This is a genomic window from Vibrio penaeicida (genome assembly GCF_019977755.1).
Taxonomy (GTDB): Bacteria; Pseudomonadota; Gammaproteobacteria; order Enterobacterales; family Vibrionaceae; genus Vibrio; species Vibrio penaeicida.
On record NZ_AP025144.1, the window covers coordinates 1,215,420 to 1,236,962 of the forward strand.

Genomic DNA, 21,543 nt, shown 5'->3' on the forward strand with positions numbered 1-21,543 from the left:
GCTAAGAATAACTAATAACATATCGTTCTTAGTTGAACATAGCGATAGCTTGCTTCGCTTCAACGTATTCTAAGTCGAAGCTTTCAGCTACTTCTTTGCAGGTTACTTTTCCGTGAATTACATTTAGTCCTTCAAGTAGCCCTTCGTCTGCAAGGAGTGCTTTCTCGTATCCATTGTTTGCGAGCTTAATAATGTAAGGTAATGTTGCATTATTTAGCGCAAAAGTAGACGTTCGTGCTACGGCTCCTGGCATATTTGCTACACAGTAGTGTACAACTTCGTCAACGATGTAAGTTGGTTCAGCATGTGTTGTAGCCTTTGATGTTTCAAAACAACCGCCTTGATCGATTGCGACATCCACTACCGCTGCCCCTGGCTTCATGCGTTTGATGTGTTCTTTCGTGATAAGCTTTGGTGCTGCCGCACCAGGTATTAGTACTGCACCAATCACTAGGTCTGCTTCAAGTACATGTTTTTCAAGCGCATCTTCAGTCGAATAAACGACTTTCGCACGGCCTTGGAACTCTTCGTCTAGCGCACGTAGAGTGTCAATGCTACGGTCTAAAATGGTGACGTCTGCACGTAAACCCACCGCCATACGAGCTGCATTTGAACCTACTACGCCACCGCCAACAACCACAACTTTTGCTGGTTCAACACCTGGAACACCACCTAAAAGTAGGCCCCGACCACCGTGTGATTTCTCAAGAGTTTGAGCGCCAGCCTGAATCGACATACGACCTGCAACTTCAGACATTGGTGCTAAAAGTGGCAGACGACCCATATTATCTGTTACAGTCTCATATGCTATGCAGACAGCTTTGCTCTTGATAAGCTCTTCAGTTTGTGGAAAATCTGGTGCTAGGTGTAAATATGTGAACAATATTTGCCCCTCACGCAGCATAGCGCGCTCGACGGTTTGAGGTTCTTTAACCTTAACAATCATGTCTGCTTTCGCGAAAACGTCAGCAGCAGTAGGAAGAATGGATGCACCTACGGCAATATAGTCTTGATCGGAAAAACCGATACCACTACCGGCATTAGTTTCGACAATGACTTGGTGACCGTGAGAGACAAGTTCTCTCACACTGGATGGAATCATACCCACTCTGTATTCGTGGTTTTTGATTTCCTTCGGTACGCCAATAATCATCCTGACTCCTCAATATTTTTGGTTGTATTATCTATGTGTAGGGTAATTCCGTCGAATTAATATCTAGTATAGAGTTGTATTTGAAAAATTTGATACTGAATATTAAAAAGTTGTAGTATATTTTTTTGCAAGGAAGTAATAAGGTGGGATAAAAAATGGTGGATAACTATAAGAAGCCGTCCAAGGAATTAGATCGTATTGATAGAAACATTCTTAACGAACTTCAGAAAGATGGTCGTATTTCGAATGTAGAGTTATCTAAAAGAGTGGGATTATCTCCAACGCCATGTTTAGAACGTGTGCGTCGATTGGAGAGACAAGGATACATTACTGGATACACAGCTTTGCTGAATCCTCAGTATCTAGATGCGTCGCTATTGGTATTTGTTGAGATTACGTTAAATCGAGGCGCACCAGATGTGTTCGAACAATTTAATCATGCAGTACAAAAGCTGGATGACATTCAAGAATGTCATTTAGTGTCTGGCGATTTTGACTATCTTCTGAAAACCCGTGTATCAGATATGAGTGCCTACCGTAAGCTGTTGGGTGACACGCTTCTGCGTTTACCTGGCGTTAACGATACCCGCACATATGTGGTTATGGAAGAAGTTAAACAGACCAACCAGTTGGTTATTAAAACTCGATAAGTACAAGACGTAATTTCTGTTGTGTAGTGGCGAATTCGATTGAGATCTGGATTCAACTTCAGGAATTACGTTAGTTAATTGTCCTTATTTTGTTCGGGAAACTACCTGTTTATTGGGTTTGCAAACCGAACAGAGATTGGGTTTTATTGCTTGATGTGGTTAAATCATCTAACAAACCGAGCGGCTATTGCCGCTCGGTGCGTTTTTGAAATCAATAAGCATAAAGTTGGTATATGTTCAGAGAGAACAAAGAAAAGGTTGAAACCATTATAAAGTCCCAAGAAGAGACTTCATCTCCTCGATTAAATGGGCTACAACGACTTCGCGATTGCTGCTTCATATTAGGTTGTCTTACAGCGATTCTAATCTCTATTGCTTTACTTTCCTTTGATCCCGCTGATCCTTCATGGTCGCAAACTGCATGGGGAGGCGAAGTGAAAAACCTAGGTGGGCAATTTGGCGCTTGGGTAGCAGACAGTCTTTTCTTTGTTTTTGGCTCTATAGCTTATCCTCTACCTATTGCTATCTCCGTGATGACTTGGGTGTTCTTTCGAAAAAGGGCAGAAGATGAACCCATCGATTTTATGTTGTGGGGAACACGCCTCTTAGGGCTAACCGTCGTCATAATTACGAGTTGTGGCCTTGCCGATATCAATTTTGATGACATCTGGTACTTCTCATCAGGTGGTGTCATTGGTGACGTGATCACTAATCTGGCGTTACCCGCATTTAACTTGCTGGGCACAACACTTGTTCTGCTGTTTTTATGGGGAGCAGGCTTCACCCTTCTTACGGGCATTTCTTGGTTATCTATTGTTGAATGGTTAGGCAATTCGTTTATTTCATTCTGCGCATGGGTCATAAATTTGGTTCGCGGTTCTAAAGAAGAACACATTAAACCTACATTGCAGGATCCAGAGCTTAAAGATCCTGACCAGCAAGAATCCATATCGCCTTCGTTGGATATGGAAAGCCCATACCAAGCGCCTGCTGACGACATTGAACCGAATTTCTCTCAGTTGGATGATGACGATGGTCATGTTGAGTCAAGATTCAACATTCACCTCCCTCAAGCGGTACACAGAGATGATTCTGATCATCTTCCCATCAGCGAGCAAGTGACTGAATCGAATGAATTCGACAGTGGCGTGCTTGAGCAAAATGAAGAACGGGCACTTTCACCTAATGCAACCATCGAAGAGCTGACCTATCAAGCAGAGCAAGCGAACGATTATGCTGAAGGAGCAGATGCTGTCGCGGTGAGTGATATTCAGCCGAGTGAAAACTCGCAGGAAGCTGAAGATGTACAGCAAGACATGCATGACTCTATTAATTTCGATGATGTGTATATAGAAGAGAGCACGCCAACAATTTCTGAATTTGAAACTGAACCTACCCTTAATGAAGAGGAAAGAGCTTCTGAGGTAGAAGTAGACGCTTCATCTGATTTTAATGAGGAAGTCATTGAACCTGCTTCAGACTCTTTAGCAGAGGTTGAAGAAGTTGTGGAAGGCGATGCAGATGTTGCTGCATTCCAGTCATTGGTGGCGGACGCGCAGCAAAATGTTGCCGCGAGTCAAAATCCGTTCCTTGTGCAAAAGGACCAAACATTACCCAAGCCCACTTCTCCTATGCCAACTCTTGAGTTGTTGTATCATCCGGAGAAGCGAGAGAATCATATAGATAGAACAGCTCTAGAAGATATTGCTCGTTTGGTTGAATCAAAATTAGCTGATTACAAGATTACCGCGAAAGTGGTTGATATCTTCCCCGGTCCGGTTATTACTCGTTTCGAGTTAGATTTGGCACCAGGGGTAAAAGTAAGCCGTATATCTGGTCTGTCTATGGACTTAGCGCGCTCTTTATCTGCTATGGCAGTACGTGTGGTTGAAGTCATTCCGGGCAAACCTTATGTTGGATTGGAATTACCCAATATGAGCCGTCAGACGGTGTTCTTGTCCGATGTGATCAACAGTCCTCAATTTGAAAATGCCACCTCACCAACCACGGTGGTACTTGGTCAAGATATTGCTGGTGAGGCTGTTGTTGCGGACTTGGCGAAAATGCCACATGTCCTTGTCGCTGGTACGACGGGTTCAGGTAAGTCAGTCGGCGTGAATGTCATGATCTTAAGCATGCTCTATAAGTCGAAGCCGGAAGACGTTCGATTTATTATGATCGACCCGAAAATGTTGGAGCTTTCGATTTACGAGGGCATTCCACACCTGCTTTCGGAAGTGGTAACCGACATGAAAGATGCGTCGAACGCGCTGCGTTGGTGTGTTGGTGAAATGGAACGTCGATACAAGCTCATGTCTGCTCTGGGTGTTAGAAACATCAAAGGATTCAATGAAAAATTAAAAATGGCGGCGGACGCTGGGCACCCAATCCATGACCCACTGTGGCAAGCGGGTGATAGTATGGACGAATTGCCACCTCTATTAGAAAAACTGCCGTACATTGTTGTCATTGTCGATGAATTTGCCGATCTCATGATGGTCGTCGGTAAAAAAGTGGAAGAGTTGATAGCCCGACTGGCGCAAAAAGCACGAGCTGCTGGTGTGCATTTGATTTTAGCAACGCAGCGTCCATCGGTTGATGTGATCACCGGTTTAATCAAAGCGAACATACCAACACGTGTTGCCTTTACGGTATCAACGAAAACAGATTCAAGAACCATTCTTGATCAAGGTGGTGCCGAGTCACTGCTTGGAATGGGTGACATGCTTTATCTTCCTCCGGGATCGAGCCATACGATTCGTGTTCACGGGGCATTTGCCTCGGACGATGATGTTCATGCTGTTGTTAATGATTGGAAAGCTCGTGGTAAACCTGAGTACATTGATGAAATCACTAACGGTGAACAGACAGCGGATACGTTGTTGCCCGGCGAGGCTATGGAAGCTGACGAAGATGTTGATCCATTGTTTGACCAAGTGGTAGAGCACGTTGTGGAAAGCAGACGTGGTTCTGTTTCCGGTGTACAGCGTCGATTCAAGATCGGGTATAACCGTGCAGCCAGAATTGTGGAGCAACTCGAAGCACAAGGTATTGTTAGTGCCCCAGGCCACAATGGTAATCGCGAGGTTCTTGCACCGCCACCAGTTAGAGACTAGGTCAACAGCTTTCAATGAAACAGAGACAAAAAAACGTTGTCCAATTCGTTATCGGTATTAGTTTAAAGAGATTTTAAATGAAAAAATGGCTTATTCTGTTCACGTTTAGTGTATCGGCCACCACAGTGGCATCACCTAAATCTGAATTAAGTGAACGATTGAGTAAAACAGACGGGTTCAGCGCGGCGTTTTCGCAAACAGTGACAGCGCCTGATGGCGAAGTGATTCAGCAAGCAAATGGCACTGCGGATATCGCACGTCCAAGCATGTTTCGTTGGTCGACAATAGAACCAGATGAAACAGAGCTTGTTTCTGATGGTGATGTGGTTTGGTATTACGAACCTTTTTTGGAGCAGGTGAGCATTTATAACCAAGAGCAAGCCACGGGACAAACACCCTTTGTACTGCTCACACGAAATAGACAAAGTGACTGGGATAATTACCGAGTTGCTCAAAAAGATAACCGGTTCACCCTTGAGCCTGTTTCAGAAAATTCCACACAAGGGCAATTCATCATTGATGTGACCGTCAAAGGTAAAATAGAAGGTTTTTCTGTTGTCGAGCAAGACGGCCAAACAAGCCAATTTACCTTTAATTCGATCAGTATGAAGACGCCAGCAAAAGAACGATTTACTTTCACACCACCAAAAGGTGTTGAAGTCTATGATGAGCGTGGCAACTAATGAGTAACTATTCGCTCGACTTTTCTGGTGACGAGGACTTTCGTCCTTTAGCCGCACGCATGCGCCCAGAAACCGTCGAGCAATATATTGGTCAGCAACATATTCTGGGCGAAGGTAAGCCTCTTCGTCGTGCTTTAGAAGCTGGGCATTTGCATTCCATGATCCTATGGGGACCGCCGGGCACTGGGAAAACGACATTGGCTGAAGTCGCGGCAAATTATGCTAATGCGGAAGTTGAGCGCGTTTCTGCGGTGACCTCCGGTGTCAAAGATATCCGTATTGCCATTGAAAAAGCACGTGATAACAAAGTCGCAGGTAGGAAAACCATCTTGTTCGTGGACGAGGTACACCGCTTCAATAAAAGTCAGCAAGATGCTTTTTTACCCCATATTGAAGATGGCACCGTAACTTTCATTGGCGCGACAACCGAAAATCCTTCCTTTGAGCTGAACAATGCACTTCTTTCAAGAGCGCGAGTTTATAAGCTATCGTCGTTAAAAGAAGAGGATATTCTCGATGTTCTCAACCAAGCACTGTCTGATGAAGACAGAGGGTTAGGTAAAGAATCAGCAGAATTTGAAGAGGGTGTGTTAGACCGTTTATCTGAATTGGTTAACGGTGATGCCCGAATGTCGCTTAATTATCTCGAATTGTTGTTCGATATGGCAACAGAGAAAGATGACAAGAAGCAAATCACATTAGCGTTACTTGCAGAAGTCGCAGGGGAAAAGGTCGCCCGTTTCGATAACAAAGGCGATATTTGGTACGATTTAATCTCCGCACTCCATAAATCCATTCGAGGTTCTGACCCGGATGCTGCGTTGTATTGGGCTGCAAGGATGATCAGTGCTGGTTGCGATCCACTGTATGTTGCGCGTCGGTTGCTTGCTATTGCATCTGAAGATATTGGTAATGCCGATCCTAGGGCGATGCAGGTTGCGCTATCTGCTTGGGATTGTTTCGCTAGAGTTGGTCCCGCAGAAGGTGAGCGAGCCATTGCTCAAGCGGTGGTGTATTTAGCCTGTGCACCCAAAAGTAACGCAGTATATAACGCTTGGAAACAAGCATTGAGAGATGCACAAAATCACCCAGAATACGAAGTTCCCCCTCACCTACGCAATGCGCCGACCAGTCTAATGAAAGATCTCGGTTACGGAGAGGAGTACCGTTATGCTCATAATGAGCCAGGTGCTTATGCTGCAGGTGAGCAATATTTCCCCCCTGAAATGGCAGAGACTCGTTACTATTTTCCGACAAATCGCGGCTTAGAGACCAAAATCGGCGAAAAGTTAGATTATCTCTCCTCTTTGGACGCAAAAAGCCCACAAAAGCGCTATGAAAAGTAGCGCTTTTTGGATATCTTTAGCGAGATAATTTTCTCAGTAGCAGGACAGCCTGCTACGTCTTCAAAACAAACCAAAAGGCATAGGATTAGCAATGCTGGATTCTAAATTACTTCGAACTGAGCTGGATGAAACAGCTGCAAAATTAGCACGTCGCGGCTTCAAGCTGGACGTAGAGACAATCCGTCAACTTGAAGAGCAACGTAAGTCCATTCAAGTAGAAGTTGAAAATTTACAATCCTCACGCAATTCAATCTCCAAACAAATCGGTCAGAAAATGGCTGCTGGTGATAAAGAAGGTGCCGAAGAGATTAAAAAACAGATCGGTAACCTTGGTAGTGAGTTGGATGCTAAGAAAGTTGAGCTGGCTGACGTTCAATCTAAACTGGAAGACATCACGCTTTCGGTACCTAACTTGCCAGATGATTCTGTGCCTGATGGCAAAGATGAAAACGACAACGTAGAAATTTCTCGCTGGGGCGAACCGAAAACTTACGATTTTGAAGTAAAAGATCATGTTGACCTTGGTGAGTTGAGTGGCGGTCTTGATTTCGCAAGTGCGACCAAGATCACTGGTGCACGTTTTATTGTGATGAAGGGGCAGTTTGCTCGCCTTCACCGTGCTATTGCGCAATTCATGCTTGATCTTCATACCGATGAGCATGGTTACTCTGAAATGTATGTCCCATACCTTGTGAACGCCGACAGCCTATATGGTACTGGTCAGCTTCCTAAGTTTGGTGAAGATCTATTTCATACAGAACCGTTAACCGAAAAAGTAAACGATGAAGAGCCTCGCAAATTGTCTCTTATCCCTACGGCAGAAGTTCCTGTAACAAACATGGTTCGCGATACCATTACAGACGAAGCCGACTTGCCAATTAAGATGACGGCGCACACACCGTGTTTCCGTTCAGAAGCAGGTTCTTATGGCAGAGATACTCGTGGTCTCATTCGTATGCACCAATTTGATAAAGTTGAGTTGGTTCAAATCACTAAGCCAGAAGATTCAATGGCAGCGTTAGAAGAGCTGACAGGGCACGCAGAAAAAGTACTTCAGCTGCTTGAGCTTCCATACCGTAAAGTGATTCTATGTACAGGCGATATGGGCTTTGGAGCTCGTAAAACTTACGATTTAGAAGTATGGGTTCCTGCTCAAGAAACCTATCGCGAGATTTCGTCTTGTTCGAATACGGCAGATTTCCAAGCACGTCGCATGCAAGCTCGCTTCCGTCGTAAAGGCGAGAAAAAACCGGAACTTGTGCATACATTGAATGGTTCAGGTTTGGCAGTCGGTCGTACAATGGTTGCTATCCTAGAAAACAACCAAGAATCAGATGGTCGTATTGCTATCCCTACTGTGCTTCAGAAGTACATGAATGGTGCGACTCACATCGGTTAATTCCTACACTCATCAATTGATTAGCTGGTCAACACCTGAGTATGAAATTGAAAAAGCTGACTTCGTGTCAGCTTTTTTTGTACTTGCTACTTAGATTCGCACTTATTATTTAAATTCGAGATTTCAAATCATTTGAAGCAGCTATCTAGATCGAGCGCGCTTGAAATGGCGCCTATCAGTTTTTCTATATGCTCTGGTTTACTAATGTACGGAGGCATTAGGTAGATTCTGTTCATGAAAGGGCGGATCCAAACACCGTGATCAACAAAATGTTTCTGAATCGACTCCATATCAACATTTTCGTGAGTTTCAACGACGCCTATGGCTCCCACCCACCGGACATTTTTGACTCGTGCATGATGCTCTAAATCTGGTAGTTTTTCGGAAAACTGAGCTTCAATCGTCGAAACTTGTTGTGACCAGCTTCCGTCTTCTAGCAGCCCTAAGCTGGCATCGGCGACAGCGCAAGCGAGTGGGTTCGCCATAAAGGTTGGACCATGCATAAAGCAACCCGCTTCACCACCGCACACTGTATCTGCGACGTGTTTAGAGGTTAGCGTTGCAGATAACGTCATATATCCACCCGTTATGGCCTTGCCTACGCATAGAATATCGGGGAGAACATTTGCGTGCTCACAGGCAAACATCTTCCCAGTTCGCCCAAACCCCGTCGCGATTTCATCTAGAATCAAGAGCACATCATATTTGTCGCAAAGATTACGTACCTCTGATAGAAACTGCGGGTGATAAATATTCATTCCTCCCGCGCCTTGTACTATTGGCTCGAGGATCACTGCCGCAATATCTTTGTGATGAGTTTTTAATTGCAGTTCAAAGTCACTGATATTTGTGGCGTCCCAAGGTTCAGAAAAGCCTGTCTTCGGACTGTCGGCGAACAAGTGTTCTGGCAAGAAACCTTTATACAAGCTGTGCATGGAATTATCTGGATCGGTGACAGACATAGCAGCAAATGTGTCGCCATGGTAACCATTTCTGAGGGTGAGGAACTTAGGGCGATTTTGACCTTTGGCGTGCCAATATTGCAGTGCCATTTTTAGGCTAACTTCTACAGCGACTGATCCTGAATCCGCTAGAAACACATGTTCCATATTACTGGGCGCTAGATTCAATAGCTTTTTACAAAGGTTAATCGCTGGATCATGCGTAATGCCACCGAACATCACATGAGACATCTTGTCAATTTGAGATTTTGCAGCGTCATTTAATACTGGATGATTGTACCCATGAATCGTCGACCACCAAGACGACATACCATCTATTAGCTTATTCCCACCCTCTAATTCGAGGTGTACACCGCACGCTCCTACTATGGGGTAGCAGGTCAGAGGTGTCAGAGTTGATGTGTAGGGATGCCAGATGTGCTCTCGGTCGAAGGCTAAATCCATAGCAAATACTCTCCGCTTTAGTGGTTATTTTTTAATCAATTGTAAACCCTGCATGGGTTTGGAATGTTGACAGTCTATCGGTTGTCAGTACACTAGCCAAGTAGCAATTAACAATAATCAAAATTAAGGATACGCACGTGGAAGTTCGTCATAACTGGACTCATGCCGAAGTCAGAGCCTTTATGGATAAACCTTTTATGGACCTACTGTTTGACGCACAGATCGTTCATAGGCATTACCAACAGCACAATCATGTCCAAGTAAGCACATTACTTTCCATTAAAACGGGTGCGTGTCCTGAAGACTGTAAATACTGCCCTCAGAGTGCTCGATACACGACGGACGTTGAAAAAGAGCGCTTGATGGAAGTAGAGCGTGTATTGGATGCGGCTAAAAAAGCAAAAAACGCGGGCTCCACTCGCTTCTGTATGGGAGCTGCATGGAAGAACCCGAAATCTCGCGATATGCCGCATCTGACTGAAATGATTAAAGGCGTGAAAGGCATGGGGCTAGAAACCTGCATGACGCTGGGTATGTTGACCCCCGATCAGGCCGACGAATTGGCTACCGCGGGGCTGGATTACTACAATCACAACCTCGATACCTCTCCGGAATTTTACGGCAGTATTATTACCACTCGTACGTACCAAGACCGCTTAGATACTCTTTCACACGTCCGCGATGCAGGTATGAAAATCTGCTCTGGCGGTATCATCGGCATGGGAGAAAGCGTCAACGATCGAGCAGGTCTTCTCGTTGAATTAGCGAACTTACCCGTCCACCCTGAAAGTGTGCCAATTAATATGCTAGTTAAAGTGAAAGGAACACCGTTAGAAAGTGTGGACGATGTTGACCCGTTTGACTTCATTCGCTTGATTGCGATTGCTCGTATTATGATGCCAATGTCTGCTGTTCGTTTATCTGCTGGTCGTGAGAATATGAATGAACAAATGCAAACACTTTGCTTTATGGCTGGTGCGAATTCTGTTTTTTACGGTTGTAAGCTTCTTACGACACCAAACCCTTCTGAAGACAAAGATATGCTGCTGTTCAAAAAGTTGGGTATTAATAGCCAAGCCGTTAGTCAAAAGCCGGATGAAATCGAAGAGAATGAATTATTAGACAGGGTTGTTGAGCGCGTTGCTGCACGTCCTGCTAAAGACGATTTATTCTATGATGCAAGCGTTTAGACAAAGAATCCAGCACCAACTGAAGCATAGAGAGGACAACGGTTTAACTCGTCGCCTCTCGGCTTTATCGGGTGGTAACAGTGCTCATTTCAAGCTTGGCGACCAAGCTTATGTCAATTTTTCCAGTAACGACTATCTGGGCTTAGCCACAGATAAATCAATGGTTAAAGCGTGGCAAGATGGTTTGGAAAAATACGGTGCGGGTAGCGCGGCGTCACCTCTTGTGACTGGATTCTCTCTTGCACATCGTTGTTTGGAAGAATCATTGTGTCGTTGGCTGAATTTTGACAGAGCTATATTGTTCAGCTCCGGATTCAGTGCCAACCAAGCCGTTTTGTATTCTTTGCTTGAGAAAGGTGATTGGCTGTTTCAAGACAAGCTGAATCACGCTTCGTTAATAGAGGCGGGGATGCACAGCCCCGCGATGATGAAGCGTTTCAAACACAATGATGCCGATAACCTCAAAGGCTTACTCGCCAATAAAGAGAATGCGCTTATCGTGACGGAAGGCGTATTCAGTATGGATGGTGATAAATCACCACTTACTCTCCTTAGTCAGATTGCCACCGCTTCAAATAACCTATTTATGGTGGATGATGCACACGGCATTGGAGTTTTGGGTACTGAAGGGCAAGGTAGCTGTAATGCTGCTGGGGTTCACCCCGATATTTTGGTGGTGACTTTCGGAAAAGGGGCAGGGTTATCTGGCGCAGCTGTTTTGTGTGATCACGAATTAGGCGATTATCTAACCCAGTTTGCACGGCATCATGTTTACTCTACAGCAATGCCGCCTTCTCAAGCGCACGCATTAACTCATTCTATAGATATGATGCGAGAGCAGCAGTGGCGCAGAGACAAATTAACTGAATTGTCCGGTATATATGATGAAGTGCTTTCTGAGGTTCCTGGGTTCATTCACACGGAAACACCGATAAAACCTTTTATTTGTGGTGATTCTGATTCGGCTCTTGAATGCGCAAGTTCTCTAAGAGAGCAAGGTTATTGGTTAACCGCAATTCGTCCACCCACTGTACCTAATGGACAAGCAAGGCTTCGAATTACGTTAACAGCGAATCACAGTAAGAAAGATGTGATAGAAATGGCAAGCAAAGTTAAACAGGTAGTAGCGAGTCGTACATGATAGAGCAAGCAGTATTCATCTCTCATTCTCAAGCCGACAAAAAGGCGATTTCCGAATCGTTTAGTCGTGCTGCCAGTACATACGACCAACATGCTGAGTTTCAGCGTCAGGTTGGTCAACATATTTTAGAAAGAATGCCCTCAGACCTTACTGGAAAAAAGGTTCTCGACTTAGGTTGCGGGACTGGGTATTTTGCAAAACTTCTCGCATTGCGAGGAGCTAAAGTTATTGCTGCAGATCTGTCTGACGCTATGCTACGAGCGACCGCATCACGTTGTGAACAACTGGATGTAAAGTGTGAACTTGTGGATGCCGATGCTCTTCCGTTTTCAGACGCCAGCTTTGATTTCGTATTTTCAAGCTTAGCACTTCAATGGTGCGAGGACTTGTCTTTACCACTTCGAGAAATCCGTCGTGTATTAAACCGCGGTGGGCGAGCATACTTTTCTACCTTGCTAGATGGCTCTTTACTTGAGTTGAAGAACGCTTGGTCTAAAGTTGATGCATATCAACATGTCAATGAATTTCTGACGAGTAAACAGGTAAAACTTGCGTTAGCGCAAGCAGGGTGCAGTACTCATAAAATAGACTCATTTCCTATCACTTTGAGGTACCGCTCCGCTCTGGAGCTGATGAAAGACCTAAAGGGGATAGGCGCGAGCCATGTAGACGGTCGTGCTGTAGGGCTAGTCACTAAGTCCAAGCTTATTCGTGTGGATAAAGCTTACCGACAATTACATGCCCCTCAAGGTTTAATACCTGCAACTTATCAAGTTTGTTTAGGAGAAATTTCAGCATGCTGAATGCATTTTTTATCGCCGGTACGGATACCGAAGTGGGGAAGACTGTTGCTTCTAAAGCCATTCTTCAAGCGTTAAATGAGAAAGGACTATCGACTATTGGATACAAGCCTATCGCTTCTGGTTGTGAAATTACCGAGCATGGGAAAAGAAACTCAGACGCATTACACCTCCAGGAAGCGAGTAGCGTAAGCGTTGATTATGATGACGTGAATCCTTTCGCAATGTATATACCAGCGTCACCACACATTGCGGCTAAACACGATAACATGGAGATTGACTATCGTGTGCTGAGCCAGAAACTACACCAGCACAAAGAAAACGCTGAGGTTGTTCTGGTAGAGGGGGCGGGCGGCTGGCGCGTACCGGTATCGGATTCTGATTGTTTGTCTACTTGGGTGCAGCAAGAAAAGTTACCCGTTGTTTTGGTTGTTGGTATTAAGCTCGGTTGTTTGAGCCATGCCATGCTTACTGCCGCAGTGATAAAACATGATGGTTTAGAGTTGGTGGGCTGGGTCGCCAATCGTATTAATCCAGGAACTGAGCATTATGCTGAAATCATTAAGATGCTAGAAGATAAGCTACCAGCCCCAAAGCTTGGAGAAATTCCTTATGTTCCCGGACCTAAGCGAAGAAATATAGGCAAATACATTAACGTATCACCCTTAATTGAATGAAAAAAACGGCTGCGAATTTCGCAGCCGTTTCTTTAATAATACATTACTACTTTTCAGCAGATAGACCCATCAATGCTTGCTGAGTATCAGTGATCTGCCGTTGAAGCTGAGTATCAGATTTTAAACCTAATTGCTCTCTCGCTTCATCTTCAGTCAAGCCTAAGTGGCAGCAAAGCATATCAATAGCCATCTGAAAATTTCCGTTGTCATTCATGTTTCCATTCTCCGTGGATATTATGTATTTGGGAACCGCTTTTCCGACCCCAATACTCTAGAACTTGTGGTGACTGACAGCAATAAGACTATGGTCTAATACTTTTTAAGAGATCGGAACAGTGAGCTTTAACGCCTTGATGTTTCAGAAGATGGTCATCTATTTACATATGAACCCTTTTAGACATCAAATGTTGCAATTTTGCTCTTAACCTTGTTTTTAAAATTTAAGACTATATGTATATGTTACATTCTTAGGTGTAATGGTTCGTTGGGTTAGCTCTCAATCATTAACCATAATGCCTTTGAATATGACTAACCGAAGAGTTAGAAAAAGTTAAGCTTCCTATTGGAGAAAACAAATGAAGCGAGTGATGTTGTTCTTGGCAACCAATTTAGCCGTAATTTTGGTGCTGAGTATTGTATTGAACATTGTTTATGCTGTAACTGGAATCGCACCTGGTAGCCTGTCTGGTCTGCTTGTAATGGCAGCCATATTTGGTTTTGGTGGTTCCTTTATTTCGCTGTTGATGTCTAAAAAAATTGCCCTACGTTCAGTAGGCGGTCAAGTCATCGAGAGTCCACGTAACGAAACCGAGCATTGGTTGCTGGAAACGGTTCAACGTCAATCACGACAAGCGGGTATTGGTATGCCGCAAGTTGCGATTTATGATTCCGCAGACATCAATGCATTTGCAACAGGCGCAAAGCGGAACGACTCGCTTGTTGCTGTTTCAACCGGGCTTCTTCATAGTATGACGCGTGATGAAGCTGAAGCGGTGTTAGCGCACGAAGTAAGCCATATTGCGAATGGTGATATGGTAACCATGACGCTAATGCAAGGTGTTGTGAATACGTTTGTCATCTTCTTATCCCGTTTTATTGCCAATATTGTGGCTTCGAATGATGACGAGGAAGGAGAGGGCGGTTCGAACACTATTACGTATTTTGTCGTGTCTATGGTGTTGGACTTGGTGTTTGGCTTTTTGGCAAGCTTTATCACAATGTGGTACAGCCGTCGTCGAGAGTTCTATGCGGATGCGGGGGCAGCGCAACTTGTCGGCAAACATAAGATGATAGCGGCATTGGAGCGGTTAAAAGTCAGCCATGAATCAAAGTTAGAAGGCTCAATGATGGCTTTTGGTATCAATGGTAAAAGCTCAATCTCACAGCTTATGATGAGCCATCCACCGTTAGATAAGCGTATCGATGCGTTACGCCAAAGCTAGGGGCTAAATGTTCTAGAACCTATTGAATATATGACGAAAAGGTCCAGTTTATACTGGGCCTTTTTTGTTTGTGATCCATTTTCATTTTCTCATCGTAAACAAACCTGAATACAAAAAAGTTATACAAAAATATATTTGTACAACTTTTACAGCTATATTAAACATGTACAAAAAAATATCTTGTACAATGCAATGGGTGTCATTAGCGAGGTAAAGATGGATATTGGTCAAGTGGCGGATTTTTACCGTTCATTAAGTAAACATAATTTGGAATCGGTTAGAGACCTATACCATCCAAATGTCGTATTCGAAGACCCTGCTCATCGCTTAGAGGGAAATGAGGCTCTTTATGATTATTTCGAAAACCTCTTTGCAAATGTTGATCAATGCGAATTTCAGATCCACAACCACTATCAGGCGGGTGAAACGGGATTTATCGTTTGGACAATGCTGCTGAGACACCCAAAGCTAAACCGTTCAAACCCAGTTGAGGTAGACGGGGTTAGTCAGATTTCTTTTGAAGATAACAAAGTTGTTTACCACAGAGATTATTTCGACTTGGGCTCGATGCTTTACGAACAGATTCCTGTACTAGGTGCGGTTGTTAGGAAAATAAAAGCGGGGCTAGGGCAATGAGTCAGCAGGTAGTGTTGATCACTGGGGCGACATCTGGAATAGGGCATCAGCTTGCCAAAGATTATGCGTCGAGCGGTTTCAAAGTCTGGGCGTGTGGTCGAAATCATGAAAGTCTCGCTAGTCTGGAAGCTTTTTCTAACAATATCCAAACGCTTCAATTTGATGTTACTGATCTTGAACAGGCAAAAGCGGCGTTGTCAGATCTTACTCCCAAACCCTCTATTTGGATAATGAATGCCGGCAGCTGTGAGTACATTGATGATGGAGAAATAGACGCTGAGCTATTCCAGAGAGTATTAAACATCAATGTAATGGGGGTTGTTAACTGCATTGAAGCGTCTCAATCTCAAATCATTCAAGATGACCATTTAGTTATCGTGGGCTCCATTGCGAGCGAGGTCGCACTGCCAAGAGCAGAAGCCTACGGAGCATCTAAAGCAGCAATTAATTATTTGGCAAGAAGTCTCGCGCTACCGATGAAAAAAAATGGCGTTGACGTTTCTATGGTATTTCCAGGATTTGTTGAAACGCCTTTAACGGACAAAAACGATTTTCCAATGCCGATGAAAGTCAGTGTTGAAAATGCGTCAAAGCGTATTCGTGCAGGTATTCACTTGCGTAAAGAGAATATTTATTTTCCACGTCGATTCACGATGTTTTTGAGATTAATAGGGGCTTTGCCGTACTCATGGCAGCGCTTGTTCATCTCCAAATGGGTTACTACGGCTTAAGGTTGAAGGACAAATCATGAAAATAGCAATAATAGGATCAGGTATTTCTGGATTAACATGCGGTTACTACCTTCACCAAGAGCATGACATTACGGTTTTTGAAGCAAATGACTATATCGGTGGGCACACTGCTACTGTAGACGTAAGCATAGAAAACCAATCCTATTCAGTTGATACTGGCTTTATCGTTTATAACGACAGGACTTATCCTAATTTTATCGAAATGATGAACGAAATTGGGGTCACTGGCACACCGACTCAAATGAGTTTTAGCGTGAGTAACCAGAGTAATGGTTTAGAGTACAACGGGCATACCTTATCGACGTTGTTTGCCCAAAAACGAAACTTCCTGAACCCGAGATTTTATCGGTTTATCTATGAAATATTGCGTTTCAATAAACTCGCTAAAGAAGCGGCTATTCAACCCCATAATGGGGAACTGACACTAGGCGACTTCCTTCGACAGCATCGATTTAGCGATTATTTCTCTGACAATTACATTCTCCCTATGGGGGCTGCAATTTGGTCATCCACTTTGGCGGATATGCGTGGCTTCCCTTTACCATTCTTCCTTAACTTCTTTCTGAATCATGGATTACTCGATATCGTAGATCGCCCTCAGTGGTATGTGATTGATGGCGGATCTAAGGCGTATATCGATCCCTTGACCAAAGGATTCAAAGAAAAGATACGCTTGAATTGCCCAGTAAATTCAGTCGAACGAAACCATGACGGCGTTCTTATTCAATCTTCTTTTGGAACTGAGCACTTTGATGCTGTCATTTTTGCTTGTCATAGCGACCAAGCCCTAAGAATGCTTCAAGATCCGAGTGAGATGGAACATAACCTGCTTTCTAAAATGGAATATCAGGCAAACGAGGTTACGCTGCACACAGATACAACACTGTTACCGAAAAGCGAAGCGGCATGGGCTTCTTGGAATTATTTGCTTTCAGGGCAAAAAGGCGAACAAGAGGCACTTCCCTCATTAACTTATAATATGAATATCTTGCAGCACATAAAAAGTGACAAGACATTCTGCGTTTCGTTAAATTCAAACGATAAGATCGACGCAGATAAAATTCTCAGAACATTTACCTATCATCACCCTGTTTTTACTCAAGATTCCCATATTGCTCAAAAGCAAAAATCCAGTATTGATGGTTTCAATTCTACTTGGTACTGCGGGGCATATTGGTACAACGGGTTCCACGAAGATGGGGTTCGAAGCGCGCTGGATGTCGTTGACGGTATTAGGTTGCTGAACTCGGCCTCAGAGAAGGAGGTTGCATGATTTTCTCTAGTTGTATGCTAGATGGTGAAGTGACTCATAGGCGATTTTCTCCAATAAAACATAGCCTGAGATACCCACTTTTTATGCCGTGCTTAGATCTAGATGAGATCGATGTTCTGAAAGAAAAACTTATTGGTTTTGGAGACAAGGCGTGGCATTGGGCTCGATTTCGAAGAGAAGACTACGTAGGGACTGGAGATCTAAAGCTGGCAGTTCAGAACAAAGTGTTTGAACTTACAGGTGTTAGGCTGAAGGGTAAGGTAAAAGCGGTTTGTCATTTACGTTACTTCGGTTTGTATTTTAGTCCAGTAAACTTTTACTACTTGTATGACGAGGCAGGAAATTGGAAATATTTGCTCGCGGAGGTGAGTAATACGCCATGGAATGAATGCCACTACTATGCGATTGATTCTAACGCTGGTAGTGAAAGGGAAAATTGGCGTCATGATAAAGAATTCCATGTATCTCCTTTCAATCCAATTGAACAAGAATATGTATGGTCACTCAAACCTCTAGATAAAAAGTTAATGATTCATCTGGAGTGCCATCAAGAAGAAAAAGTATTTGATGCTTCTATGGCAATGAATGCAATACCTCTGAGCAGAATGACTCTGATTAGATACCTACTGAAAACCCCTGTTATGGCATTAAAAATCGTCATTGGTATTTATTGGCACGCCCTTAAATTGTGGGTTAAAGGTGCAAAATTTTATTCTCATCCAAATAACAAAAAGAAGGAGACACCCTCATGCTAAATAGCCGTTCATATGCATCCGAAGGTGTACTTAGTGTTCGTCAACAAGCTTATCGTACATTGATTTTTAGAATGCTTTCTCAATTGTCGACTGGTCATATAACAATCACTGAAAGCTTTGGCGAGCGGGTGGAGTTTGGTGACGGATTGTCTGACTTACACGCTGTTATTGAAATTCATGAACCTAAGTTTTATGAGAGGCTTCTAAAAGGTGGCAGCATCGCAGGAGCCGAAGCGTATATGGATGGTTGGTGGGACAGCCCTAATTTGACAACTGTTACACGCATCATGGCTGAGAACCTTGACACCTTAGATGCTGTTGATAGCAAAGTGAGTTGGATTCAAAAGCTAACCTTACAATTTTCGCATTGGCTGAATCGCAACTCCTTGTCGCAGTCAAAAGAGAATATAGAAGCGCACTATGACTTGGGGAACGATCTTTATAAGCTGTTTCTTGATGAAAACATGCTGTACTCCTCTGGTGTTTACAAAACGAAAGGTGATTCGTTAGCTGTGGCACAAATCAATAAGATGGATAGGCTTTGCAAGCAGCTTAAGTTAAATGAAAATGACCATGTGTTAGAGATCGGTACTGGTTGGGGCGGGATGGCGATATATATGGCTTCTCAATATGGTTGCCGTGTTACAACTACGACAATTTCTGAAGAGCAATATCAATATGCTAAAACGTCTATTGCTGAAGCAGGGCTAAACGACCAAATAACGCTGCTAAAGCGAGACTATCGTTTACTTGAAGGCGAGTTCGATAAGGTTGTCTCTATAGAGATGATAGAGGCGGTAGGTAAACAGTACCTATCTTCTTATATAGATAAGTGTTATTCGCTATTAAAGCCGGATGGGTTACTCGCGATTCAAGCCATCACTATTGCTGATCAAAGATTTGATAAATACAGTAAAGAAGTCGACTTCATTCAAAAATATATCTTCCCTGGCGGATTCTTGCCGTCGGTGACGCACCTTATGGATCAAATGACAAATAACAGTCAATTTGTGATCAGAGACTTATATGACATAGGGCAAGATTATGCCCGCACTCTGTCTGACTGGCATTACGCATTTAATCAATCCTATTCAAAAGTTATTCAGCTGGGTTATGACGAACGATTTGTACGTATGTGGCGCTATTACATGAGTTATTGTGAAGGTGGATTTCTTGCCAATACCATCAGTACTGTTCACTTAACTTTTCACAAAGTTCGATAAGTAACGAGCGAGTCGACAGATGATGCTTAAGTCTTTGTTCGATAAAAGTAATGGGTCTGTACTCCTAAGTAGTTTGTGGTTTCAGATACTTTGGTTTTTTGCGGTGATAGGGCGAGAAGACACACTCTTTTGGCTGATGTCTGGCAGCCTGATTACTTTGATTTATTGTATCTACGAAGAAGCTAAAAAACTTAAGCTAGTTATTGCAATTAGCTCTGTTGGTATTGTCATTGACTTTCTTAACTGGCAAACGGGCTTATTTACCTTCTCTAGCGATGCATTTCCGGTTTGGTTGCTTTTACTGTGGGGTTTATTTGGTTGGTACGCTGTTCAAATGACTTCCATAGTGAACCGTACTCCTCGCTACCTCGTATTAACTCTGGTGTCTGTATTTGGTGGTCTTAGTTATTTTGCTGGGCACAGGCTTGGTGCCGTGGAGTGGACATTTGGTGTTCCTTTGACACTTGCAGTTTTGTTTTTGGAATGGTTTTTGCTCGCTTATTTTGTAACCACATTACTAAGCTCTCGCTGGGGGAAGTTATGAATAAGTACATCGGATTTCTAGTTTTAAGTTTGTTGATAACGGCAAACGCTCAAGGCTCTACTCCAAATTCTCAAGACGATCAGAACTGGGATGGTTGGAAAACAGTCGGAAAATCGAGCTTGAGTTGGCTTTTTTTTGATATTTATAAATCAGAACTTAAAACGCCCAGTGGAGTATATGAAGAAAGTACGGATGTTTCCCCTCACCCGATGGCATTGCTCATTAATTACATGAGAGATATCCCTAAGCAGCAGTTGCTCGATGCAACTCAAGAGCAATGGGAACATCTAGGCTACAGCGAAGAGCAGCAACAGAATTGGATTTTAACACTATCGGATATTTTACCGGATGTGAGTAAGGGTGAGCGATTGGTGTACATTTCAGACGGAGAGAAAGGGCAATTTATCTTCTATGATTCCGCCAATCAAACGACTCATTTAGGAGACATTACAAACGAACAGTTAAATGATGCCTTCTTATCCATTTGGTTTTCACCTGACACTGAATATCCAAAACATCGTAGACAATTATTAGGAAAGATTAGATGAGAACACTCCTAACACTTTGGCTTGCCGTTTTACTCAGTGCTTGCACAGCTGATGTTGAAGAATATCGCCAAGCAACGCCAGATTTTGATTTGTTTGGTTACTTTCAAGGTAGCACCAAAGCTTGGGGAATGATTCAAGATTACACAAAAAAACAAACCCGACGATTTTCTGTTGATCTTTCAGGGGAGGTCAACGGGAATACGTTGGTGTTAGTAGAAGACTTTATTTTTGATGATGGTGAAAAAGATCAACGTATTTGGACCATTGAGCGCCAAGAAGACGGTCGGTTTGCAGGCGAAGCAGACGATATTATTGGGCAAGCCGTCGGGGTTCAGGTTGGCAATGCTTTGCAATGGAAATATGATTTTTTGCTTAAAGTAGATGGTTCTGAGTTAGAAGTACATTTCGACGATTGGCTCTATCGTCAAGATGAACGCCATGTCTTCAACCGAACGTCGATACGCAAACTAGGGTTAGAAGTCGCTGAAGTGACGATATTCTTTCAAAAGTAACTATACCCAAGTAACCTCAAAATGCTTGGTTCAGCGAGAGTTAACTGGCTTTCAGGCAAGGCACCGATATGAAGATCTAGTCATTCTAAATCAAGAATCGGTAACGTAGTATGAAAGCCAGTTAAACTCGCCCTTGGGAGCCCATATTCTGCTTCACTTCCTCGTCAAAGAACTAGGAAAGGACTCGTCATTCCACTGCGTTCTTTTCCTTGAATTGAAACAGAATATGAGGCTCTGAATCCAGCATCTTGAGGTCACTTGGGTATATCCTATTCCAAACGCATTTATTCGATAAAA

The 21,543-nt window shown here is 43.5% G+C and carries 21 protein-coding genes; 18 read left to right on the forward strand and 3 right to left on the reverse strand.

The genetic code is table 11. The annotated features are described in order from the left end of the window. Positions 1–28: 28 nt before the first annotated feature. Positions 29–1,153, reverse strand: coding sequence for an alanine dehydrogenase (ald, locus tag LDO37_RS05720; RefSeq protein ID WP_126610243.1), 1,125 nt, complete (start codon positions 1,151–1,153; stop codon positions 29–31). A gap of 155 nt (positions 1,154–1,308) precedes the next feature. On the opposite strand from ald, the gene lrp reads away from it, so the two are divergent. From lrp to serS, 5 genes are all read left to right on the forward strand, one after another. Then, positions 1,309–1,803 carry a leucine-responsive transcriptional regulator Lrp gene (gene lrp, locus LDO37_RS05725; RefSeq protein WP_004406045.1) on the forward strand — a complete coding sequence of 165 codons (495 nt, stop codon included), beginning with the start codon at positions 1,309–1,311 and terminating at the stop codon, positions 1,801–1,803. Between the two features lie 233 nt (positions 1,804–2,036). Next, positions 2,037–4,919, forward strand: coding sequence for a DNA translocase FtsK 4TM domain-containing protein (locus LDO37_RS05730; protein WP_126606819.1), 2,883 nt, complete (start codon positions 2,037–2,039; stop codon positions 4,917–4,919). A gap of 77 nt (positions 4,920–4,996) precedes the next feature. Continuing rightward, on the forward strand, positions 4,997–5,602 hold the full coding sequence (lolA, locus tag LDO37_RS05735; RefSeq protein ID WP_126606820.1) for an outer membrane lipoprotein chaperone LolA: 606 nt from the start codon (positions 4,997–4,999) through the stop codon (positions 5,600–5,602). After that, positions 5,602–6,948, forward strand: a complete 1,347-nt coding sequence (locus LDO37_RS05740) for a replication-associated recombination protein A (RefSeq protein ID WP_126606821.1) — start codon at positions 5,602–5,604, stop codon at positions 6,946–6,948. Before lolA ends, LDO37_RS05740 begins: the two co-directional genes overlap by 1 nt. Before the next feature lie 91 nt (positions 6,949–7,039). Continuing rightward, the gene (gene serS, locus LDO37_RS05745) at positions 7,040–8,347 is read left to right on the forward strand and encodes a serine--tRNA ligase (RefSeq protein WP_126606822.1); all 1,308 of its coding nucleotides are present in this window, start codon (positions 7,040–7,042) and stop codon (positions 8,345–8,347) included. 128 nt (positions 8,348–8,475) lie between these two features. Here serS and bioA read toward each other — a convergent pair whose 3' ends face one another. Continuing rightward, positions 8,476–9,753 carry an adenosylmethionine--8-amino-7-oxononanoate transaminase gene (gene bioA, locus LDO37_RS05750; protein WP_126606823.1) on the reverse strand — a complete coding sequence of 426 codons (1,278 nt, stop codon included), beginning with the start codon at positions 9,751–9,753 and terminating at the stop codon, positions 8,476–8,478. A 137-nt stretch (positions 9,754–9,890) separates the two neighbouring features. On the opposite strand from bioA, the gene bioB reads away from it, so the two are divergent. The 4 genes from bioB to bioD are packed head-to-tail and all read left to right on the forward strand — an operon-like array spanning position 9,891 to position 13,561. Then, positions 9,891–10,943 carry a biotin synthase BioB gene (bioB, locus tag LDO37_RS05755; protein WP_104399350.1) on the forward strand — a complete coding sequence of 351 codons (1,053 nt, stop codon included), beginning with the start codon at positions 9,891–9,893 and terminating at the stop codon, positions 10,941–10,943. Beyond that, positions 10,927–12,084 carry an 8-amino-7-oxononanoate synthase gene (locus LDO37_RS05760; RefSeq protein ID WP_185829737.1) on the forward strand — a complete coding sequence of 386 codons (1,158 nt, stop codon included), beginning with the start codon at positions 10,927–10,929 and terminating at the stop codon, positions 12,082–12,084. The genes bioB and LDO37_RS05760 overlap by 17 nt, the downstream gene beginning before the upstream one ends. Further along, a complete protein-coding gene (bioC, locus tag LDO37_RS05765) occupies positions 12,081–12,887 on the forward strand; it encodes a malonyl-ACP O-methyltransferase BioC (RefSeq protein WP_126606824.1) in 807 nt (268 codons plus the stop codon). The genes LDO37_RS05760 and bioC overlap by 4 nt, the downstream gene beginning before the upstream one ends. Continuing rightward, positions 12,881–13,561, forward strand: coding sequence for a dethiobiotin synthase (gene bioD / locus LDO37_RS05770; protein WP_126606825.1), 681 nt, complete (start codon positions 12,881–12,883; stop codon positions 13,559–13,561). Before bioC ends, bioD begins: the two co-directional genes overlap by 7 nt. A 46-nt stretch (positions 13,562–13,607) precedes the next feature. Here the strand turns inward: bioD and LDO37_RS05775 are convergent, their stop codons facing one another. Continuing rightward, positions 13,608–13,775, reverse strand: coding sequence for a hypothetical protein (locus LDO37_RS05775; RefSeq protein ID WP_167404720.1), 168 nt, complete (start codon positions 13,773–13,775; stop codon positions 13,608–13,610). Positions 13,776–14,136: 361 nt separating this feature from the next. On the opposite strand from LDO37_RS05775, the gene htpX reads away from it, so the two are divergent. The 9 genes from htpX (at position 14,137) to LDO37_RS05820 (ending at position 21,246) form a co-directional block, all read left to right on the forward strand. Further along, complete coding sequence (gene htpX, locus LDO37_RS05780) at positions 14,137–15,003, forward strand: protease HtpX (protein ID WP_126606826.1); 867 nt, start codon at positions 14,137–14,139, stop codon at positions 15,001–15,003. A gap of 216 nt (positions 15,004–15,219) precedes the next feature. Next, entirely contained in the window at positions 15,220–15,639 is a 420-nt protein-coding gene (locus tag LDO37_RS05785; RefSeq protein ID WP_126606827.1) for a nuclear transport factor 2 family protein, read from the forward strand. Further along, positions 15,636–16,370, forward strand: a complete 735-nt coding sequence (locus LDO37_RS05790) for an SDR family NAD(P)-dependent oxidoreductase (protein WP_126606828.1) — start codon at positions 15,636–15,638, stop codon at positions 16,368–16,370. Before LDO37_RS05785 ends, LDO37_RS05790 begins: the two co-directional genes overlap by 4 nt. A 16-nt stretch (positions 16,371–16,386) precedes the next feature. Further along, the gene (locus LDO37_RS05795) at positions 16,387–17,664 is read left to right on the forward strand and encodes an NAD(P)/FAD-dependent oxidoreductase (protein ID WP_126606829.1); all 1,278 of its coding nucleotides are present in this window, start codon (positions 16,387–16,389) and stop codon (positions 17,662–17,664) included. Further along, positions 17,661–18,419: a DUF1365 domain-containing protein gene (locus LDO37_RS05800; protein ID WP_126606830.1), complete on the forward strand. Its 759-nt coding sequence runs from the start codon at positions 17,661–17,663 to the stop codon at positions 18,417–18,419. Before LDO37_RS05795 ends, LDO37_RS05800 begins: the two co-directional genes overlap by 4 nt. Beyond that, positions 18,413–19,642 (forward strand): SAM-dependent methyltransferase, encoded by a 1,230-nt coding sequence (locus LDO37_RS05805; RefSeq protein ID WP_126606831.1) that lies wholly within the window; start codon positions 18,413–18,415, stop codon positions 19,640–19,642. Before LDO37_RS05800 ends, LDO37_RS05805 begins: the two co-directional genes overlap by 7 nt. Before the next feature lie 19 nt (positions 19,643–19,661). Continuing rightward, a complete protein-coding gene (locus LDO37_RS05810) occupies positions 19,662–20,186 on the forward strand; it encodes a DUF2878 domain-containing protein (protein WP_126606832.1) in 525 nt (174 codons plus the stop codon). Further along, the gene (locus LDO37_RS05815) at positions 20,183–20,734 is read left to right on the forward strand and encodes a chalcone isomerase family protein (RefSeq protein ID WP_126606833.1); all 552 of its coding nucleotides are present in this window, start codon (positions 20,183–20,185) and stop codon (positions 20,732–20,734) included. Before LDO37_RS05810 ends, LDO37_RS05815 begins: the two co-directional genes overlap by 4 nt. Next, on the forward strand, positions 20,731–21,246 hold the full coding sequence (locus LDO37_RS05820; RefSeq protein ID WP_126606439.1) for a DUF3833 domain-containing protein: 516 nt from the start codon (positions 20,731–20,733) through the stop codon (positions 21,244–21,246). The genes LDO37_RS05815 and LDO37_RS05820 overlap by 4 nt, the downstream gene beginning before the upstream one ends. Positions 21,247–21,543 lie beyond the last annotated feature (297 nt).

Excerpts from the sequence above, each read along its gene's own strand:
- lolA (WP_126606820.1), top strand. The coding sequence starts at position 4,997 with ATGAAAAAATGGCTTATTCTGTTCACGTTTAGTGTATCGGCCACCACA.
- LDO37_RS05820 (WP_126606439.1), top strand. The coding sequence starts at position 20,731 with ATGAGAACACTCCTAACACTTTGGCTTGCCGTTTTACTCAGTGCTTGC.
- LDO37_RS05805 (WP_126606831.1), top strand. The coding sequence starts at position 18,413 with ATGCTAAATAGCCGTTCATATGCATCCGAAGGTGTACTTAGTGTTCGT.
- LDO37_RS05810 (WP_126606832.1), top strand. The coding sequence starts at position 19,662 with ATGATGCTTAAGTCTTTGTTCGATAAAAGTAATGGGTCTGTACTCCTA.
- LDO37_RS05775 (WP_167404720.1), bottom strand. The coding sequence starts at position 13,775 with ATGAATGACAACGGAAATTTTCAGATGGCTATTGATATGCTTTGCTGC.
- LDO37_RS05730 (WP_126606819.1), top strand. The coding sequence starts at position 2,037 with ATGTTCAGAGAGAACAAAGAAAAGGTTGAAACCATTATAAAGTCCCAA.
- LDO37_RS05815 (WP_126606833.1), top strand. The coding sequence starts at position 20,183 with ATGAATAAGTACATCGGATTTCTAGTTTTAAGTTTGTTGATAACGGCA.
- LDO37_RS05760 (WP_185829737.1), top strand. The coding sequence starts at position 10,927 with ATGATGCAAGCGTTTAGACAAAGAATCCAGCACCAACTGAAGCATAGA.
- htpX (WP_126606826.1), top strand. The coding sequence starts at position 14,137 with ATGAAGCGAGTGATGTTGTTCTTGGCAACCAATTTAGCCGTAATTTTG.
- bioD (WP_126606825.1), top strand. The coding sequence starts at position 12,881 with ATGCTGAATGCATTTTTTATCGCCGGTACGGATACCGAAGTGGGGAAG.
- bioC (WP_126606824.1), top strand. The coding sequence starts at position 12,081 with ATGATAGAGCAAGCAGTATTCATCTCTCATTCTCAAGCCGACAAAAAG.
- LDO37_RS05785 (WP_126606827.1), top strand. The coding sequence starts at position 15,220 with ATGGATATTGGTCAAGTGGCGGATTTTTACCGTTCATTAAGTAAACAT.
- lrp (WP_004406045.1), top strand. The coding sequence starts at position 1,309 with ATGGTGGATAACTATAAGAAGCCGTCCAAGGAATTAGATCGTATTGAT.
- bioA (WP_126606823.1), bottom strand. The coding sequence starts at position 9,753 with ATGGATTTAGCCTTCGACCGAGAGCACATCTGGCATCCCTACACATCA.
- LDO37_RS05795 (WP_126606829.1), top strand. The coding sequence starts at position 16,387 with ATGAAAATAGCAATAATAGGATCAGGTATTTCTGGATTAACATGCGGT.
- LDO37_RS05790 (WP_126606828.1), top strand. The coding sequence starts at position 15,636 with ATGAGTCAGCAGGTAGTGTTGATCACTGGGGCGACATCTGGAATAGGG.
- ald (WP_126610243.1), bottom strand. The coding sequence starts at position 1,153 with ATGATTATTGGCGTACCGAAGGAAATCAAAAACCACGAATACAGAGTG.
- LDO37_RS05800 (WP_126606830.1), top strand. The coding sequence starts at position 17,661 with ATGATTTTCTCTAGTTGTATGCTAGATGGTGAAGTGACTCATAGGCGA.
- LDO37_RS05740 (WP_126606821.1), top strand. The coding sequence starts at position 5,602 with ATGAGTAACTATTCGCTCGACTTTTCTGGTGACGAGGACTTTCGTCCT.
- serS (WP_126606822.1), top strand. The coding sequence starts at position 7,040 with ATGCTGGATTCTAAATTACTTCGAACTGAGCTGGATGAAACAGCTGCA.